Here is a 17775-nt window from a genome sequence, read left to right on the forward strand (position 1 = left end):
GCGACCGCGGGCACCCTTATCTCGTGGCCTATCGCTTGCCTGGAGCTCTCATGACAGATTCCCGTTTTCGTGATGTCGACATCCGCGCCCCTCGTGGCAACACCCTGACAGCCAAGAGCTGGCTGACCGAAGCGCCGCTGCGCATGCTGATGAACAATCTCGACCCGGATGTGGCCGAGAACCCCAAGGAACTGGTCGTCTACGGCGGTATCGGGCGGGCGGCCCGGGATTGGGCGTGTTTTGATGCGATCGTCGCGTCGCTCGAGACCCTGGAAACGGACGAAACGCTGCTGGTGCAGTCGGGCAAGCCGGTCGGGGTGTTCAAGACCCATGCCGATGCGCCGCGGGTGCTGATTGCCAACGCCAACCTGGTACCGCACTGGGCCGACTGGGAGCATTTCAACGAGCTCGATGCCAAGGGTCTGATGATGTACGGCCAGATGACCGCGGGCTCGTGGATCTACATCGGCTCCCAGGGCATCGTGCAAGGGACCTTTGAGACCTTCGTCGAGGCCGGACGCCAGCACTACGATGGCAAGCTGGCAGGGCGCTGGGTGCTGACGGCGGGGCTCGGGGGGATGGGCGGTGCGCAGCCGCTGGCGGCAACGCTGGCGGGCGCTTGCTCGCTCAACATCGAGTGCCAGCAGTCACGCATCGATTTCCGGCTGCGGACGCGCTATGTCGACGAGCAGGCGGACGATCTGGACGATGCGCTGGCCCGGATCGCGCGCTACACCGCCGAAGGCAAGGCGGTTTCCATCGCCCTGCACGGCAATGCGGCGGAAATTCTGCCTGAACTGGTTCGTCGTGGCGTACGCCCGGACATGGTCACCGACCAGACCAGCGCCCACGATCCGCTCAATGGTTATCTCCCGGCAGGCTGGCGCTGGGAAGACTATCGAGCGCGCAGCAAGCGCGAGCCACAGGCGGTGGTCAAGGCGGCCAAGGCGTCGATGGCGGAGCACGTGCGCGCCATGCTGGCGTTCGCCGAGCAGGGTATCCCTACCTTCGATTACGGCAACAACATCCGCCAGATGGCCCAGGAAGAGGGCGTTGCCAACGCCTTTGACTTTCCCGGTTTCGTACCTGCCTATATCCGGCCGCTGTTCTGCCGGGGCATTGGCCCGTTCCGCTGGGCGGCACTGTCCGGCGATCCGCAGGACATCTACAAGACCGATGCCAAGGTCAAGGAGCTGATCCCCGATGACGCGCACCTGCACCGCTGGCTGGACATGGCTCGCGAGCGGATCAGTTTCCAGGGTTTGCCGGCACGTATCTGCTGGGTCGGGCTGGGCCTGCGCGCGAAGCTGGGGCTGGCGTTCAATGAGATGGTGCGCAGCGGCGAGCTCTCCGCGCCGGTGGTCATTGGCCGCGATCATCTCGATTCCGGTTCGGTCGCCAGTCCCAACCGCGAGACCGAGAGCATGCAGGATGGTTCCGACGCCGTGTCCGACTGGCCGCTGTTGAACGCGCTGCTCAATACGGCCAGCGGTGCGACCTGGGTCTCGCTCCATCACGGGGGCGGCGTCGGCATGGGCTTCTCGCAGCACGCCGGCATGGTGATCGTCTGTGACGGCAGCGACGATGCCGCGCGCCGCATCGCCCGTGTCCTGCACAACGATCCGGCGACTGGCGTGATGCGCCATGCCGACGCCGGCTACGACATCGCGATCGAGTGCGCCAAGTCTCAGGGACTCGACCTGCCGATGATCAAGTAGCTCAGGAACGTCGACAGTGACCGGTGAGACTTTTCCCGGTTGCATTGAAGATATTGGTCGCGTGGTGACGGTTTCAAGCGGATCGACAGCCTCTCGTGTCAGGGTATAAAAATGTCAAAACCCGCTCCCAGAAGCCTCAAGCTCAGCGTATTCATCCCGACGTTCTTGATCGTCGCCGTCGCCGCGATTATCGGCCTGGTCGACAACGAACTGCTGATCGACGTCGCGCGGGATATCTTTTACCTGACGCTCTCCGACTTCGCCTGGCTCTATCAACTGGTCGCCGTGGCGGCTCTAGCCGTCGTCGGGTATGTCTTCTGTTCCAAGGTGGGCAACATTCGCCTCGGTGGAGCGGATGCCAAGCCCAGGTTCTCGTTGATGTCGACTTTCGCCATGGCACTGACGGGCGGTATCGCTACGGGTGTGGTCACCTACGCCGTCAATGAACCCATCATCTACATGGGCAATGTCTACGGCGAGATCGACCAGCAAGCCTTCGCGCCGGGCAGCGGCGAGTCGGCGGTTTTCGCGCTGGCACGCAGTTTCCACAACTGGAGCTTCATTCCCTACGCGATGTATGCCGTCGTCGGCATGATGATCGCTTACATGCACTACAACCGACACCAACGCTTCTCCATCTCGGCGGCCATCTCGCCGATCATCGGCGATCATCACCGTCGTCCGGCGATCACCGCCATCATCGATATCGTGTCGGTGCTGGCGATCGCGCTCGGCCTCGCATCGTCGCTGGGCGCCGGCGTCGCCCTGATCGGCTCGGGGGTGTCGCGGGAGTATGGCGTGAGTGTCGGGCCCTCCACCTGGCTGGTACTGGTGGCAATCATCACGGTGATCTTCATCGCCTCATCGGTGTCCGGGCTCAAGCGTGGCATTTGCTATCTCTCCTCGCTGAACGCCTATCTCTACTACGCCATGCTGGCACTGCTGCTGATCATCGGCCCGATGGTCTACATGCTGAATCTCTCCACCACCAGCATCGGCTATTGGCTGAACAACTTCTTTATCTGGTCTTTCGACACCAAGGAGCTGGGCGGTGAGGCGCTGGTGACCTGGTGGACGATGTACGACTGGTCGATCTGGATCGCCTACGCGCCGCTGATGGGCCTGTTCCTGGCGCGCATCTCCTATGGGCGGACGCTGCGCGAGTTCCTGATGATCAACTGGGTGTTGCCGGCGATCTTTGGCATCGTCTGGTTCACGGTCTGGGGCGGCAGTGCGATCCAGTGGCAGTTGGACGGCACGCTGGACCTGGCCGCGATCATCAGAGAGGACGGTGCCGTGGCTGGCCTGTGGGGTTTCCTCCACCAGTTGCCGCTCGCCTGGCTGCTGGTGCCGGCCACGATCCTGGCGCTGATCCTGTCGTTCGCCACGGCAGCGGATTCGATGTCGGCGACCATCGCCACGATCTGTACTCGTGGCATGACCGCCGACGATGAATCGCCCACCTTCCAGAAGATCCTGTGGGGCGTGTCGATCAGCGTCATCGCCTACGTCATGGTTGCCTTCGGGGGTGGTGAGCAGGGCGTCGATGGCATCAAGTATCTCGCGGCGGCGGGCGGCTTCTTTGTGGTCTTCCTGTTCGTTCTGGTGCTTGCCGCAAGCGTCAGGGCGCTGATCTACGGACGCGAGAGCGCCATCGCCACGGCGCGGCCCAAGGACGCGTCCAGCGGCTCCACCGCGGCGAGCGAGGGTTGAGGCGATGAAAACCGTCACGCTCGGCAACGAGGCAATTTCCTGGCGTATCATCGTCGAGGTGGCCTGCCATGGCGCGCAACTGGCGCTCGGTGACGGGCGCTGGGCCAAGGTTCGCGAGGCTCGCCAGGCGGTGGAGGCGTTCGCCCGGGAAGACACCCGTTATTACGGCATCAATACCGGTCTCGGTGCGCTCTGCCAGGTACGCCTGGCACCGGATCAACTGGTGCGGCTCTCCTATCACACCCTGATGAGCCACGCCTGTTGTGTCGGCGCCCCCCTGCGCGACGATCAGGTCCGCGCCATCATGGCGACCGCCGTGGTCAATTACAGCCACGGTCATTCGGGGATCAGTCCGGAGATCGTCGAGCGGCTCCTCGACTTTCTCAACCATGGGGTGACGCCGGTGGTACCGGGGCAGGGGTCGGTGGGCTATCTCACCCACATGGCGCATATCGGCCTGGCGATGATCGGCATCGGCGAGGTTCGCCACGAGGGCAGGGTCACGAGCGCCGAGTCGGCACTCGCGCGGATCGGCAAGCCGCCGGTGACCCTGGGCGCCAAGGACGGCTTGAGTCTGGTCAATGGCACCCCGGCCATGACGGGGTTGGCCTGCCTGGCATTGGATGGCGCCAATCGCTTGAGCGCTTGGGCGGACGTCGGCGCGGCGATGAGCTTCGATGCGCTGGGTGGCCAGTTGGCGGCGTTCGATGCCGATGTCCTCGCACTCAAGCCACAGCTCGGGATGCAGATCTGCGGCGCCACCCTGCGGGAGCTGCTGCACGATAGCCCATGGCTCGCCGCACGCCGTGGCGGGCACCTGCAGGATGCCCTGAGTCTGCGGGCGATCCCGCAGGTCCACGGCGCCTGCCGCGATCAACTGGCGCACGCGGCCCAACAGATCGAGCGTGAGCTCAACAGTGCCACCGACAATCCCTTGCTGCTGAAGAACAGCGAAGGCTACCGGGTCGTCTCGCAAGCCAACCCGCATGGCGAGTCGATCGCCTTGGCCTGCGACCAGTTGGCGATGGCGGTCGCGGAATGGAGCGCGATCTCCGAGCGGCGCATCTACCGCCTGGTGACGCCGGAAGTGAGCAGTCTGCACAGTGGCCTGCCGCCGTTTCTCTCCGCCGAGAGCGGGATGAAATCCGGGCTCATGATCGCGCAGTACACGGCCGCTTCGCTGGCCGCCGACAACAAGCGCCTGGCGCAGCCGGCGGTGATCGACAACTACCTGACTTCGGCACTGCAGGAGGATCATCTCAGCCTCGGCGACAGCGCCGCGCTGAAGCTGGATGCCGCGTTGGACAACGCCTTTCGCATCATCGCCATCGAGTGGCTGTGCGCGGCGCAGGCCTTCGACCTGCTGCCGAGCGAGCGCTTCGCCACCGGCACCAGCGCGGCATGGCGCTGGTTGCGCACCCTGGTCGACATCTACGAGGAGGAACATCCGCTCTCCCGGGATATCGAGCGAGCCTTCTCGGCGATGCGCTCCGCCACGATCCCAGAGGCGGTGACGGCGACCCTGAGTACACCGCCGGAAGCGCGCGCCCTCACCTTGACCTGATCTTTCCCGACCGCACGGAGGCAATCGCCCATGACCCAGCTCTGGCACCACTGTCACGCCATCACCATGGCCGAAGGTCGCTACTCCCTCATCACCGACGCGGCTCTCGTCATTGTCGATGGGCGGATCGACTGGATCGGCAAGGCCGATGATCTGGCCGAGCAGGATTTCGAGGCGATCCACGACCTCGGCGGTCGCTGGCTGACGCCGGGGCTGATCGACTGCCACACCCATCTCGTGTTCGGGGGCGACCGCAGCGGTGAGTTCGAGCAGCGTCTGGAGGGCGTCGATTACGAGACGATCGCCCGCCAGGGCGGCGGTATCGTCAGCAGTGTCAGAGCGACCCGGGAAACCGACTTCGAGGCACTCTACGCGCGTGCCGAAGCGCGGGCGCGGGTGCTGCTGGCCGAAGGCGTCACCACACTCGAGATCAAGTCCGGCTATGGGCTGGACCTCGACAGTGAACGGCGCATGCTGCAGGTCGCCCGCGAACTGGGCAGACGCTTGCCGGTGACGGTAAAGACGACATGCCTGGCCGCCCACGCCCTGCCGCCGGAGTACGCCGGTCGCAGCGATGACTACATCGAACGGGTGTGCGAGACGATGCTGCCGACGCTGGCCGCGGAGGGATGGGTCGACGCCGTCGACGGCTTCTGCGAGGGCATTGCGTTTTCTCCGGCCCAGATGCGGCGGGTCTTCGAGACGGCTCGCCGTCTCGGTCTACCGGTCAAGCTGCACGCCGAGCAACTGTCGCACCTGGGAGGCTGCAAGCTGGCGGCCGAGTTCGGCGCGCTGTCGGCCGATCACGTCGAGTACGCCAACGACGACGACGCACGGGCCATGGCGGCCAGCGGTACGACCGCCGTGCTGCTGCCCGGCGCGTTTCTGACCCTGCGAGAGACCCAACTGCCGCCGATCGAGGCGTTTCGCGAGCATGGCGTCGCCATGGCGCTGGCCAGCGACCTCAATCCCGGCACCTCGCCGGTGCTGTCGCTGCGGTTGATGATGAATCTCGCTTGCACGCTGTTCCGCCTGACACCGGAGGAAGCCCTGGCCGGTGTGACGCTGAATGCGGCCAGGGCGCTCGGCATCGACGCCAGCCACGGCTCGCTCGAGGTGGGCAAGGTGGCTGACGCGGTTGCCTGGGACGTGACCGGGCCGGCGGAACTCGCCTACTGGCTGGGCGGCCAGCTACCCGGCATTCGCTTCCACCATGGAGAGAAGGTCAGCGCATGAGCCGCTGCCATTTGATCTGGCGGATGGTGCCTTTGCTGGTATCGATGCCCCGCGCAGGGACTCGCCTGGCGCCGCGAGTCCAGGCCGGGCTCTCAGCCGCTGCGGGCGACGCCGCTTCGAGCCCGCGACCGTCGCCCGATTTAGGCCCGGACATCCCCTCAACGGAATCGCCCCTCGGTTGCTGTTCGACGCTGGCTTTCTCGTGAGCCAAAAAAGCCCGCGCTCATCGAGCACGGGCTTTTTCCTTTACTGCCTGGCAGCCGGCTTACTTGTTGGGCTGCTTGGTCACGCGCAGGTAGGGCTTCTTCTCGTCCCAGCCGTTGGGGAACAGCTCCTTGGCCTTCTCGTTGTCGATCGACGGCACGATGATCACGTCGTCGCCATCCTGCCAATTGACCGGGGTGGCGACCTTGTAGCCGTCGGTCAGCTGCAGGCTGTCGAGCACGCGCAGGATCTCGGCGAAGTTACGCCCGGTGCTGGGCGGATAGGTGATGGTCAGGCGTACTTTCTTGGCCGGATCGATGATGAACACCGAACGTACGGTGTTAGTGCCGCTGGCGTTGGGGTGGATCATGCCGTAGGCCTCGCTCACCGAGCGGTCGGCGTCGGCCAGCAGCGGGAAGTTGAGCCCGCAGCCCTGGGTCTCCTCGATGTCGCCGACCCAGCGCCGGTGGTCGTCCAGCGGGTCGACCGAGAGCCCGATCGCCTTGGTGTTGCGACGCTCGAACTCCGGCTTGAGGCGCGAGACCTCGCCGAGTTCGGTGGTGCACACCGGCGTGAAGTCGGCCGGGTGGGAGAACAGGATGACCCAGTTGTCACCGGCCCACTGGTGGAACGAGATCTGCCCTTCGGTGCTCTCCTGGGTGAAATCCGGGGCGGTATCGCCGAGTTGCAAAGCCATGACTTTCTCCTGTTGCCGTTGACGGCTTCCTTCCGAAGCCTGGGGTCGGATCTCCATCATGACGAGCCTGGGCAGTGCTGTGAAACAATCGATAGCGATAACGACATGCCCGCACGCTCGCGATGTGTCCGTGACGTTCCTACAACGTGGTAGCCAGCGCTCGATATCTCAAGGGCGACAGGCGGTTTTGGTGGCCGAGTTCACGGGCACGGTTCAATTCGCCGGTGCCGCTGCCCCCAGGTAGTGCTGGCGCCAGTAGCGGATGTCGAGCGACGACACGCTGACGGTGCGGCCGCTGCCGGGAGCATGGATCATCTGGCGGTCGCCCATGTAGATGCCGACATGGGTGGCACGGCTGCCCGAACCGAAGAACAGCAGATCGCCGGGACGGGCCACGTCGATCTCCTTCAGGGCATGGAACTGCTCGTTGGAGGTCCGTGGCAGCGAGATGCCGATCTTGCCGTAGGCCATCTGTACCAGTCCCGAGCAGTCGTAGCCCCGAGGTGTGCTGCCGCCCCATTGGTATGGCGTGCCGAGCGCATCCTTGGCGGCGGACATCACCAGAATGCGATCGATGGAGAGATTGTTGCCATCGATGGCCGGGCCATCGTCGCGGGTAACGATCGCCTTTTGGGTACTGCAACCGGCGAGCAGCAGCAGAAGCAGGCCAATGAACAGCAGGCCCGGATGGGAAAGCGTTACCTGGCGATTGGATCGGGTCGAGGAAGTCTGCCGCGCCGCGGTGAATCGGGAGAAATGGTGGGGGGTCGTGCCTGTCGCCATGCCCGCGGGCCCTGTCTGCCGGTTTCAACCGAGTGTAGAGCAGGGGCCCGATGCTGCAAAGTCGTCCGGTCCAGGCGTTTCGGTACGCGGTCGTCGTGGTTCTCTTCGAGCCGAGGGCGGGAACCGCGACGCTTGAGAGCGGCGGAGGTTGCCCCCACTGTCTGATGTCGCCCATCGGCGTTTCGGCTGTCTGTCGATATCGTCATCCGAATCCCCAGGAGGATCCCATGTCCATTGCCGAAGACCAGGTTCCCGGCGAACAAGCCGCACCGGCGGAGACGCAAGGCTTCGTGTTCAATCACACCATGCTGCGGGCCAAGGACCCAGCGGTGTCACTGGCTTTCTACACCCGTGTGTTCGGCATGCGCCTGCTGCGCAAGCTCGACTTTCCGGAGATGCAGTTCACGCTCTATTTTCTGGCCCGGGTCGACGACGACAGCGCCATACCCGAAGACGACGGTGAGCGGACCGCCTATACATTCTCGCAGAAAGGTGTGCTGGAACTGACCCACAACTGGGGCAGCGAGGACGATCCCGAGCTGCGCTATCACGACGGCAATGCCGAACCGCAGGGCTTTGGCCATATCTGCTTCGCGGTTCCGGATCTGGCGGCTGCCGAGCAGTGGTTCGATGCCAACGGTGTCGAATTCAAGAAGCGCTCGGACCAAGGCAAGATGAAGAACGTGATCTTCGTCAAGGACCCCGACGGCTACTGGATCGAAGTCGTGCAGCCCTCGCTGTCGAAAGGGCTGGGACGAGCATAAGGTTGACGGTGTCGGGAAGCGCTTGCGCCTTGGAGGTCTGGGCTTCCTGGACGTGGGAACGACGAACTCGACCCTGAACCTGCTTCCGATCCAGGGATTTACCGAACCAAGTTCAGGCCAACCCCGTCATGCTGCGCCGCTCTGGTCACGATAACCTTCGATCATTCGTCGGAAATCAGGGTTGTCCACATAAGCGACATTGAAGCGTGACCAGGCGACTGGCTCCCGGAGAGCGACAGAGAAAATCGAACCGGGAGCCAGAACGAAATTTTGCTCCAGCATATATCGGGCAAGGGCATCAGCATCGTCGATGCCAGGGAAACGGGCCCAGAGGTAGAGGCTGGTTTCCGGTCTGCAGAACACCTCGGCACCCATTTCATCGAACATGGCGAGACTAAGCTTGACGGCTCGGGTGGCATGTTCGACTAGGTGCAGGGCGTGTCTTCGAAAACTTCCCTCTTCCAGGATCAATGCCAGAGTTCGCTCGGAGATTTCCGAAGTGCTGGCATTGATGAGCATGTTCAGGTCTGCCAAGCCTTCGGCCAACGCGCGATCGCAGGCAATGAATCCTGAACGTAATCCTGCGGATACCGATTTCGAAAAGCTGCCTACGTAGATGCAGTGGCTGAACCCGCCCAACGACGCTATCCTCCGGCTCTCGGGCGGGCCGAACTCTGCCAGGGCGTCGTTTTCTACGATGGTGAAATTGTGTTTTCTTGCCAGTGATAGCAAGGCTTCGGATTTCGATGGAGATGTCGTGGACCCCGTTGGATTGTGAGAGACCGATTGGGTGAAGAACAACTTCGGCCTTTCCTGCGTCGCCCACCGAGAAACCGCATCCATGTCTGGACCGTCGGCCAGGCGTGGAACGGGAAGCATTCTGATATTACCCAGTCGCAGCTTTCCGAAAAGCAGGTAATAGCCCGGGTCGTCGATCATGACGCTATCACCAGGGGCCAACGAAAAACGAATGATCAGGTCCAGTGCTGAATTGACACCGGACGTCGTCAAAATATTGTCTGGCGAGGCATCGATTTCGTGATCTGCCAGCTTCTGTGCCAACTGTTCTCGCAGCGGTGGATAACCGCCGTGATAGCCATAGCGAATGGCGGAAAGCGACCCTCCACTGATGGCTTTCCGATAATGTCGCTCCAGCGCAATTTCCTTGAGCCAGTGCGCGGGCGGAAATCCTTCACCCAGTCGTGAAGGACCGGGATTTCTTACCAGTTGCTCCCGCATCAGCCAGATATTATCCATGGCCCGGTCAAGCTCCCGGGGGGTGTCACTGTTATCGATACGTTGGGGTGCAAGACCAGTAACGAAGAAGCCAGCGCCGTGACGACTTTCTATCAGTCCCTCCTTTACCAATCGGCCATAAGCGTTGAGCACCGTATTTTTCGCCATTTGATGTAGCGCCATGAACTCTCGGATCGAGGGTAGACGGTCGCATTTGTGTAACGACCCTCTGGCGATCTGGCGCCGGACGATCTCAATAGCGCGTTCGGTAAGAGTCTGTTTTTGGCGAACTGACAATGCGTTGTCCTCGTCGAAAGTAGCAGGGATCTCCTCAACGCCGCCCCTGCTCCAGCCGTGTTGATTCCTTCGGAAGGAGTGTACCCATCATACTGTTACCAAGACATAGGTACAGTATGTGGGGCGGTGATGTTCCGTTAGTCTGGCGCCATTCGTTAACCACAGAGTTTCCACCATGACCTGCTCGCGTATCGCCGACTTTCGCAATCTTTCACCTCGTGATCGCCTCCAAAAGCTCGTGGAAATAGAGGCTTTGTCAGACGACGAGGCGGCAAAGTTGATGAATCCCGGCGCCCTGGGGCTCGAGACAGCCAATGGCATGATCGAGAACGTCATCGGGACTTTCGAGTTGCCGGTGGGCGTTGCCACCAATTTCATCGTCAATGGCCGGGAAGTATTGATTCCCCTCGCGGTGGAAGAGCCTTCGGTCGTCGCTGCGGCGTCCTACATGGCCAGGCTGGCCCGAGATAGTGGCGGTTTCACCACGTCCAGTAGCCAGCCGTTGATGCGCGCCCAAATCCAGGTGCTGGACATTCCCGACCCTCATAACGCTCGACTGAGTCTTCTCGCCAACAAACAGTGGATTATCGACAAAGCCAACGCCTGCGACGGTCTGCTCAATCGGCTGGGCGGGGGGTGCAGGGATGTCGAGGTCCATGTTTTTCCTCATACGGCCAGCGGGCCAATGGTGGTGGCGCATCTGATCGTGGATGTTCGAGACGCCATGGGCGCCAACGCGGTCAATACCATGGCGGAAGCCGTCGCCCCTCTTGTCGAAAGCCTGAGCGGTGGACGTGTCTGCCTGCGCATTCTCTCGAACCTGGCCGATCTCCGGTTGGCGAGAGCTCAGGTCAGGCTCTCCGCTGACCAACTGACCACTTCGAGCTTCGACGGCGAAGCCGTGATCGAGGGAATCGTCGAGGCATATCGGCTCGCGGCGGTCGATCCCTACCGGGCGGCGACCCACAACAAGGGCATCATGAACGGCATCGACCCCCTGATCGTCGCTACCGGTAACGATTGGCGCGCCGTCGAAGCCGGGGCGCATGCTTTTGCCAGCCGCCATGGACATTATGGATCGCTATCGACCTGGGAGAAGAATGCCCAAGGGGATCTGGTGGGGACGCTCGAAATACCCATGCCGGTGGGGTTGGTCGGTGGTGCGACCCGTACGCACCCGCTCGCGCAACTGTCACTGAAGCTGATGGGGGTCGAAACTGCCAGCGAGTTGGGAGAAATCGCGGCGGCGGTGGGCTTGGCTCAGAACCTGGGTGCCCTCCGAGCGTTGTCGACGGAGGGCATTCAAAAAGGACATATGGCGCTGCATGCACGCAATATCGCGCTGACAGCTGGCGCAACCGGGGGCGAGCTCGACCGCATCGTGCGGCGAATGGTCGAGGAAGGTCGCGTCAGCGCAGATCGCGCTTCGGAACTGCTGCGGCAGCAGCGTGGTACGACCTCATGACGGCCAGGGAGTCGGTGCGGCTCGTTGAGGTTGCCGCCCGAGATGGCCTGCAGAACGAGCCGGAGGTGCTGCCTGTTGCCATGCGGGTCGAACTGCTCGAACGCTTGGCCGATACAGGCCTGCGCCACTTGGAAGCCGGTGCCTTCGTCTCCCCGCGCTGGGTACCCCAAATGCAGCAGACCCAGGACGTGCTCAGCCAGTTGAATCGGCGACCGAATATCAGCTACTCCGTACTGGTACCCAACTCGAAAGGGTTTGAGTTTGCACGGGCCGCGGGGGTCGACGAGATCGCGGTATTCACGGCGGCCTCCGAAGCCTTTGCCCATCACAATATCAACTGTTCCATTGCCGAGAGCTTGGCAAGGTTCGAGCCCATCATGCCTCTGGCCGCGCAGGCCGGCATCCGCGTCCGGGGTTACATCTCCTGTGTGCTGGGTTGTCCCTACACTGGCGATGTCGATCCGCAAAAAGTGTCGACGCTTGCCCGCCATCTGCTCGATATGGGCTGCTACGAGGTCAGCCTCGGGGACACGACGGGTATTGGCACGCCACGCCACACGCGTGAATTGATCGAGGCATGTGCACGGCAACTGCCTGTTGGCGCCTTGGCGGGGCATTTTCACGATACCTGGGGAATGGCCGTTGCCAACGTGCAGGCCGCACTGGAGGCCGGCATACGTGTCTTCGACGGTTCGGTCTCGGCCTTGGGGGGCTGTCCCTACGCACCGGGTGCCACGGGTAACGTGGCGACCGAATCCCTGGTACGCCTGCTCGAGAGTCAGGGGTTCGATACCGGCATCGATCTGGAGCGGTTGGTCGATGTTGCCGAATGGGTCGACCGCACGCTGTCACGGCGCATGCCTTCGCCCGTGGCCAGGGCCATCCGCGCCAATCGTGGTCGAGGCGATCATCTTGGCAACCAGCAAGAGGGGGGGGATGGCAATGAGAAATGATCGATTGCTCGAGGTCTGGAATGACACGGTAGATGGTCATCACCTGATCGGCTCGTTGCTCATCGGTGGGGCGGTCAGCTTGGGCACTTTTCAGGCGGCCGAGTGGCTGCTTGGCATGTTCATCAGTGACCCTCGAATGGCGCGGACCTACGCCATGCTGTTCGGCATCATCGGTTGCGTGGTAGGCGGCGCGATTTGCGCATACCTCTTTCGGCCCAAGCGGGAAGTCGTCGAAGACACCGTCGATACTGAAAACCTGCAAGGGGTGCTGGCTGCACTCTACGCCGATTACGGCAGCAGGGGAGGCGTGGAAGATTTACCGGAAGCCGTCCGATCGGAGTTGAGGGAACTCGAATTGGAAGAGGCCTTTCTGGTCTATGAGCGTGATCATGCCCAAGGCGACGCCGTTGCGCTGACCGAACATGACCTCGGGCGCGCGGGCCGAGAAGGAGTGAAGTCATGATGGATGCCTTGTTGGCACAGCTTCCCGTCGCGTTGGGCATGGGCATCATCGGGGCCGTGGTATTTTCAGCGATAGGTCTCATCTCCGGCAGTGACGAGACCACGACCATTGCGCCGTTGACGTTGCTGGTCGTGTTGATCGGCGTCCCGCCCGCCGGTGTTTACACTTTCTTCCTGGCAGGTGCGGTGTCCAAACACATGACCCACGCCGTACCCACTGCACTGCTGGGGATTCCCGGCGACACCATGGCTACGCCAATGATGCGCGAGGCGAACTATCTGCGTCAGCTGGGCGTGCCGCATATTGCCTTGCGCAAGATGATCTCCGGTGGCGTCATCGCTGCCTTGATCGCGGTGCCGGTGACAGTCGTCTTTGCGCTCGTGCTGGCACCTTTCGGTGGCTTCGTGCAGCACTCCGCGCCCTATCTCTTTTTGATCGCGGCACTGGCGATCGCCTACTTCTCGCCTGGTCGCTGGGCAGCGGTACTGGCGTTGGGGCCCTTCGTGCTGGTCATTGTTGCGCTGCAGACTCTCACGGCTGCCCATGGCGTCAAGTTGGGCGTCAGCTATTTCCTGGGCATTGCCATCGGACCGCTGATTTCCGACCTGTTCCTGGTCTTGTCGCCTGCCGAGCGAGCACGGCGGAAACGGGATCGACCTGCCCGGTTTTCGCTGGCGCCCGACGTCAAGCGCTGGCGCGGTTACTTCCCCAATCCCCTCAAAGTTCTGGATTCCCGCCAGACGGGGTGGACGATAGGCACTGCCGTCGTCTCCAGTCTCACCTTCGTGTTTAGCCCGGTAGCGATGACGGTCATCATGGGTGAGGTGGTCTCAAGCCGTATTCGACATGTCTATCACCGCTTGACCACGACACTGGCGGTTCGCAATGGCGTGACCGAGTCGACCTATATCGCCGAAGCCCTCATTCCCTTGATGGCATTCGGCCTACCCTTGAGCCCGGTCGCTGCGGGTCCGGCGGCGCCGCTGTTCAATGCGCCACCTCGTTTCACCGTGGATAGCGCCAGCGGCCAGGTGAACAACCTGCACAATCTGCTGGGGACTTGGGAGTTTCTGGTCTACGGGCTACTGGCGGTAGTGCTGGCGTTGCTGATCGCCTATCCCTTCTCGATGAACTACGCCCGCCGTGCTGCGTCCTTCGTGTCCCGCAACATCAGCCACGAAGCGATCATCGGTACCTTCGTCGGGCTCATCTTGGTGATTGGCCTCTGGGAAGGGGGTTTGCTGGGCTTGCTGGTCGTTGTCACGGTGGGGCTGGTAGGTGGATTCCTGTCACGTCTGTTGGGCTTCAATATCGGCGTCCAGTTCATGGGGTTCTACATCGCCGTGTTGACCGTCCCAGCGTTAACGGCTCTGCTATGAGCGGGATACCCGACATCGCCCTGTCGGGTGTTTCCTACTGAATACATGAATGGCGCTCAAGGCATATCCCCCGGCGTCTCTCCGCCCGGCAGGGCGTCGCTCGGGCGTTGGGGCAGGTCGCCTCGGGTCGAGGCATAGCAGGCGCGCCGCAGGCAGGTGCGGTCGATCTGCTCGAGCGTCGGCCGTCCGAGCTGCGCCATCAGGTTGTGCAACTGCTCCTTGAGCAGGTCGATGGCATGGGCCGCCCCGGCCTCTCCACCCAGTGCGAGGCCGTAGAGCGTGGCGCGGCCACAGAGCACGCCCTCGGCGCCCAGCGCCACGGCCTTGGCGATATCGCTGCCACGGCGAATGCCGCTGTCGAGCAGCACGTGCATCGAATCTCCCACCGCCGTCACTACCTCGGGCAGCGCATCCAGTGTCGCCGGCGCGCCGTCGAGCTGGCGGCCGCCGTGGTTGGTGACGACCACGCCGTCGGCGCCGATGCGCCTGGCCTCGAGTGCGTCCTCGGCGTTGAGGATCCCCTTGATCAGCAGCTTGCCGGGCCAGCGCTGGCGAATGTCGGCCAGCACCTCCCAGGTCAGCCGGCGGGTCATGCGCTGATTGATGTAGCCGGCGGCGCTGCCCGCGCTCTGCTGTTCCTTGGGCAGATACTTCACCAGGTTGCCCAGCGTTGGCAGGCCCTGGGGCCAGAGCGCTCGATAAGCCCACTGCGGATGCAGGGCAGCGTCCACGAGATAGGGCAGCGCCAGGCGCCGGGGGGTGAGGTAGCTTCTCGAATCCCACTCGCGACGCCCCAGCACCACGGTGTCCGTGGTAACCATCAGCGTGTCGACGCCGACGCGCTTCGCCCGCTCGAGCATGTCGTTGCGAACGGCCTCGTCATCCAGCACGTAGAGCTGGAACCAGAGCCGCGCCTCCGGCACCGCGTCGGCGAGGGTTTCCAGGCTGGCACAGGAGACCGTGCTCAGGGTAAACGGAATGCCGCGACTGGCGGCCGCCCGGGCCAACGCGATATCGCCATCCCGCCACAGCATGCCGTTGTAGCCGGTGGGAGCGATCGCCAACGGCAGCTCGGCGGGGGCATCCAGCAGCCGCGTGCGGCTGTCGCGCTGCTCGACATCGACCAGCGTTCGCGGTTGCCACCCCCATGCGGTGAAGGCGCGGCGGTTGTCGTGCAGGGTGATCTCGTCTTCCGAGCCGCCGTGGACATACTCCCAGGCGAAGGCGGGCAGGCGCCGGCGCGCCATCCAGGCGAGTTCGTCGATGCTCTGGGCGCGGCGCCAGGCGTGATGCGAGGAGTAGCGTCGTTTCACGGGGCCTCTCTAGTCTGAATGGGTCACGGTCGAACCATGGATCGACGTTAGCATGCGCATCATCGGGCGGCGATGCCACTTACGGCGAGGGAACCCTGGCGGCACGTTGGCGTCAGAGAGAGGATCCGAGATTGATGACAAACTACTGCGCTCATGACGTTTGTCAGCAACTTCTTCTTTCCGTTACAGCCGACAAACCCGTGATCGGGTATGCTGCGAAATCGACGGCAACTCACTAAAGGATGCGTGTTCATGGATCGTAGAACCCTGCTGAAGAGTTCTATCGCGCTGGCCGCCTGGTATGGCCTTCCCTCGGCACCACTGTTCGCGGCGGCGCGGGCGGCCAGCGACATCGCCGACGGCGAGTCAGAGGCGTTCAGCTTCGACTGGCTGCAGCAGTTCGCCAAGGATCTGGCGGCCAAGGCCTATCAGAGCAACGTCGAGCAATTACCGCCGACGCTGGCCAACTTGACGCCGCAGCAATACAACGACATCGGCTACGATCCCGAGCACTCGCTGTGGAAAGAGATGAACGGCCCGCTCGACATCCAGTTCTTCCATGTGGGCATGGCGTTCAACCAGCCGGTGCGCATGTACTCCATCGCCCCGGGTAGCCAGCAGGCCAAGGAGATCCATTTCCGTCCGGATCTGTTCGACTATTCCAAGGCCGATGTCGACGTCTCGCAGCTGGAGGGGCAGGGCGATCTGGGCTTCGCCGGTTTCCGCGTGTTCAAGGAACCTTCGCTGACCGAGCGCGACATCGTCTCCTTCCTCGGCGCCAGCTACTTCCGCGCGGTCGACGATACCTATCAGTATGGGCTCTCTGCCCGTGGCGTGACGGTCAACACCTACAGCGACGGCAAGACCGAGGAGTTCCCGGCCTTCACGCGTTTCTGGTTCGAGACGCCGGAAAAGGGGGCGACCACGTTCACCGCCTACGCCCTGCTGGACTCGCCGAGCCTGGCCGGGGCCTATCGCTTCATCATCCACTGCGAGGACGAGCGCGTGGTGATGGAGATCGACAAGCACCTCTATCCGCGAGAGTCGATCGCCCAGCTCGGTATCACGCCGATGACCAGCATGTTCAGCTGCGGCACTCAGCAGCGCGACATGTGTCTCACCTTCCACCCGCAGATCCACGACTCCGACCGGCTGTCGATGTGGCTGGGCAACGGCGAGTGGGTCTGCCGTCCGCTCAACAACCCGCCGCGCGTCCAGTTCAACACCTTCGGTGACGACAATCCCAAGGGGTTCGGTCTGCTGCAGACGGATCACGATTTCAGCCATTACGAAGACATCGTCGGCAACTACCACAAGCGCCCGAGTCTGTGGGTCGAGCCCAAGGGGCAGTGGGGCAAGGGCGAGATTCAGATGCTCGAGATCCCGACCACCGGCGAGACCATGGACAACGTCGTGGCTTTCTGGAAGCCTGAACAGCCGATCGAACCGGGCCAGGAACTCAACTACGGCTACAAGCTCTACTGGAGCGCGCAGCCGCCGGTGACACCCGAGCTGGCACGCGTGCGAAAGACGTTCACCGGCATCGGCGGTTTCCCCGAGGGGTGGGCGCCGGGCGAGCACTATCCCGAAGTGTGGGCCAAACGGATCGCGGTGGATTTCATCGGTGGCGAGCTCAAGCACTTCTACGACAACGATATCGACATCAAGACCCAGCTCGACGTGCCAGAGGGCGATGTCAAGCAGCTCGATATCCTGTGGGTGGAAGAGATCGAGGGCTTCCGCATTCAATTCGACTGGTACCCCACCAGCGACTCCACCGACCCGATCAACATGCGCTTGAACCTGACCGCCGACAGCAAGACGGTCAGTGAAACCTGGCTGTTCCAGTACTTCCCGACGCCCCCGGAAGAGCGGGAATATCCTAAGCATCCGGCGGCGGTCTAGGGAAACATTGCATAAATGCCCGCGCGGGCGAATCGCCGCGTTGCGTGGTACTCGAACACTCGTCTAACTCCATGTTATGTCTCGT

General features: G+C 62.8%; 14 protein-coding genes. 10 read left to right on the top strand and 4 right to left on the bottom strand.

The features are described 5' to 3' along the window. The first annotated feature begins 50 nt into the window (after positions 1–50). The 4 genes from hutU (at position 51) to hutI (ending at position 6231) form a co-directional block, all read left to right on the top strand. Positions 51–1718: a urocanate hydratase gene (gene hutU / locus DOM54_RS07575; protein ID WP_110715736.1), complete on the top strand. Its 1668-nt coding sequence runs from the start codon at positions 51–53 to the stop codon at positions 1716–1718. Between the two features lie 111 nt (positions 1719–1829). After that, the gene (locus DOM54_RS07580; protein ID WP_206019036.1) at positions 1830–3431 is read left to right on the top strand and encodes a BCCT family transporter; all 1602 of its coding nucleotides are present in this window, start codon (positions 1830–1832) and stop codon (positions 3429–3431) included. Between the two features lie 4 nt (positions 3432–3435). Continuing rightward, a complete protein-coding gene (locus DOM54_RS07585; protein WP_110715738.1) occupies positions 3436–4995 on the top strand; it encodes an HAL/PAL/TAL family ammonia-lyase in 1560 nt (519 codons plus the stop codon). Positions 4996–5025: 30 nt separating this feature from the next. Continuing rightward, positions 5026–6231 carry an imidazolonepropionase gene (gene hutI, locus DOM54_RS07590; protein ID WP_110715739.1) on the top strand — a complete coding sequence of 402 codons (1206 nt, stop codon included), beginning with the start codon at positions 5026–5028 and terminating at the stop codon, positions 6229–6231. A 265-nt stretch (positions 6232–6496) separates the two neighbouring features. On the opposite strand, the gene DOM54_RS07600 is transcribed toward hutI, so the two are convergent. Then, positions 6497–7189 carry a peroxiredoxin gene (locus DOM54_RS07600; protein WP_276309671.1) on the bottom strand — a complete coding sequence of 231 codons (693 nt, stop codon included), beginning with the start codon at positions 7187–7189 and terminating at the stop codon, positions 6497–6499. A gap of 156 nt (positions 7190–7345) precedes the next feature. After that, the gene (locus DOM54_RS07605; RefSeq protein ID WP_110715742.1) at positions 7346–7915 is read right to left on the bottom strand and encodes a C40 family peptidase; all 570 of its coding nucleotides are present in this window, start codon (positions 7913–7915) and stop codon (positions 7346–7348) included. Positions 7916–8142: 227 nt separating this feature from the next. On the opposite strand from DOM54_RS07605, the gene gloA reads away from it, so the two are divergent. Next, a complete protein-coding gene (gene gloA / locus DOM54_RS07610; protein ID WP_110715743.1) occupies positions 8143–8679 on the top strand; it encodes a lactoylglutathione lyase in 537 nt (178 codons plus the stop codon). Positions 8680–8805: 126 nt separating this feature from the next. Here gloA and DOM54_RS07615 read toward each other — a convergent pair whose 3' ends face one another. After that, positions 8806–10212 carry an aminotransferase-like domain-containing protein gene (locus DOM54_RS07615; protein ID WP_110715744.1) on the bottom strand — a complete coding sequence of 469 codons (1407 nt, stop codon included), beginning with the start codon at positions 10210–10212 and terminating at the stop codon, positions 8806–8808. A gap of 142 nt (positions 10213–10354) precedes the next feature. Between DOM54_RS07615 and DOM54_RS07620 the strand changes: the two genes are divergently transcribed. The 4 genes from DOM54_RS07620 to DOM54_RS07635 are packed head-to-tail and all read left to right on the top strand — an operon-like array spanning position 10355 to position 14472. Next, the gene (locus DOM54_RS07620; RefSeq protein WP_276309672.1) at positions 10355–11677 is read left to right on the top strand and encodes a hydroxymethylglutaryl-CoA reductase, degradative; all 1323 of its coding nucleotides are present in this window, start codon (positions 10355–10357) and stop codon (positions 11675–11677) included. After that, positions 11674–12630 carry a hydroxymethylglutaryl-CoA lyase gene (locus DOM54_RS07625; protein ID WP_110715746.1) on the top strand — a complete coding sequence of 319 codons (957 nt, stop codon included), beginning with the start codon at positions 11674–11676 and terminating at the stop codon, positions 12628–12630. Before DOM54_RS07620 ends, DOM54_RS07625 begins: the two co-directional genes overlap by 4 nt. Next, positions 12614–13093 carry a hypothetical protein gene (locus DOM54_RS07630; protein ID WP_162619788.1) on the top strand — a complete coding sequence of 160 codons (480 nt, stop codon included), beginning with the start codon at positions 12614–12616 and terminating at the stop codon, positions 13091–13093. Before DOM54_RS07625 ends, DOM54_RS07630 begins: the two co-directional genes overlap by 17 nt. After that, complete coding sequence (locus tag DOM54_RS07635) at positions 13090–14472, top strand: tripartite tricarboxylate transporter permease (protein ID WP_110715748.1); 1383 nt, start codon at positions 13090–13092, stop codon at positions 14470–14472. Before DOM54_RS07630 ends, DOM54_RS07635 begins: the two co-directional genes overlap by 4 nt. Positions 14473–14528: 56 nt before the next feature. On the opposite strand, the gene DOM54_RS07640 is transcribed toward DOM54_RS07635, so the two are convergent. Further along, a complete protein-coding gene (locus DOM54_RS07640) occupies positions 14529–15785 on the bottom strand; it encodes an alpha-hydroxy acid oxidase (protein WP_206019037.1) in 1257 nt (418 codons plus the stop codon). Positions 15786–16037: 252 nt separating this feature from the next. On the opposite strand from DOM54_RS07640, the gene DOM54_RS07645 reads away from it, so the two are divergent. After that, the gene (locus tag DOM54_RS07645) at positions 16038–17690 is read left to right on the top strand and encodes an OpgD/OpgG family glucan biosynthesis protein (protein WP_110715749.1); all 1653 of its coding nucleotides are present in this window, start codon (positions 16038–16040) and stop codon (positions 17688–17690) included. Positions 17691–17775: the final 85 nt, after the last annotated feature.

The sequence above is a fragment of the Salinicola acroporae genome, assembly GCF_003206615.1.
GTDB classification, from domain to species: domain Bacteria; phylum Pseudomonadota; class Gammaproteobacteria; order Pseudomonadales; family Halomonadaceae; genus Salinicola; species Salinicola acroporae.

Excerpts from the sequence above, each read along its gene's own strand:
- gloA (WP_110715743.1), top strand. The coding sequence starts at position 8,143 with ATGTCCATTGCCGAAGACCAGGTTCCCGGCGAACAAGCCGCACCGGCG.
- DOM54_RS07635 (WP_110715748.1), top strand. The coding sequence starts at position 13,090 with ATGATGGATGCCTTGTTGGCACAGCTTCCCGTCGCGTTGGGCATGGGC.
- DOM54_RS07585 (WP_110715738.1), top strand. The coding sequence starts at position 3,436 with ATGAAAACCGTCACGCTCGGCAACGAGGCAATTTCCTGGCGTATCATC.
- hutU (WP_110715736.1), top strand. The coding sequence starts at position 51 with ATGACAGATTCCCGTTTTCGTGATGTCGACATCCGCGCCCCTCGTGGC.
- DOM54_RS07600 (WP_276309671.1), bottom strand. The coding sequence starts at position 7,189 with ATGGAGATCCGACCCCAGGCTTCGGAAGGAAGCCGTCAACGGCAACAG.
- DOM54_RS07605 (WP_110715742.1), bottom strand. The coding sequence starts at position 7,915 with ATGGCGACAGGCACGACCCCCCACCATTTCTCCCGATTCACCGCGGCG.
- hutI (WP_110715739.1), top strand. The coding sequence starts at position 5,026 with ATGACCCAGCTCTGGCACCACTGTCACGCCATCACCATGGCCGAAGGT.
- DOM54_RS07625 (WP_110715746.1), top strand. The coding sequence starts at position 11,674 with ATGACGGCCAGGGAGTCGGTGCGGCTCGTTGAGGTTGCCGCCCGAGAT.
- DOM54_RS07580 (WP_206019036.1), top strand. The coding sequence starts at position 1,830 with ATGTCAAAACCCGCTCCCAGAAGCCTCAAGCTCAGCGTATTCATCCCG.
- DOM54_RS07645 (WP_110715749.1), top strand. The coding sequence starts at position 16,038 with ATGGATCGTAGAACCCTGCTGAAGAGTTCTATCGCGCTGGCCGCCTGG.
- DOM54_RS07630 (WP_162619788.1), top strand. The coding sequence starts at position 12,614 with ATGGCAATGAGAAATGATCGATTGCTCGAGGTCTGGAATGACACGGTA.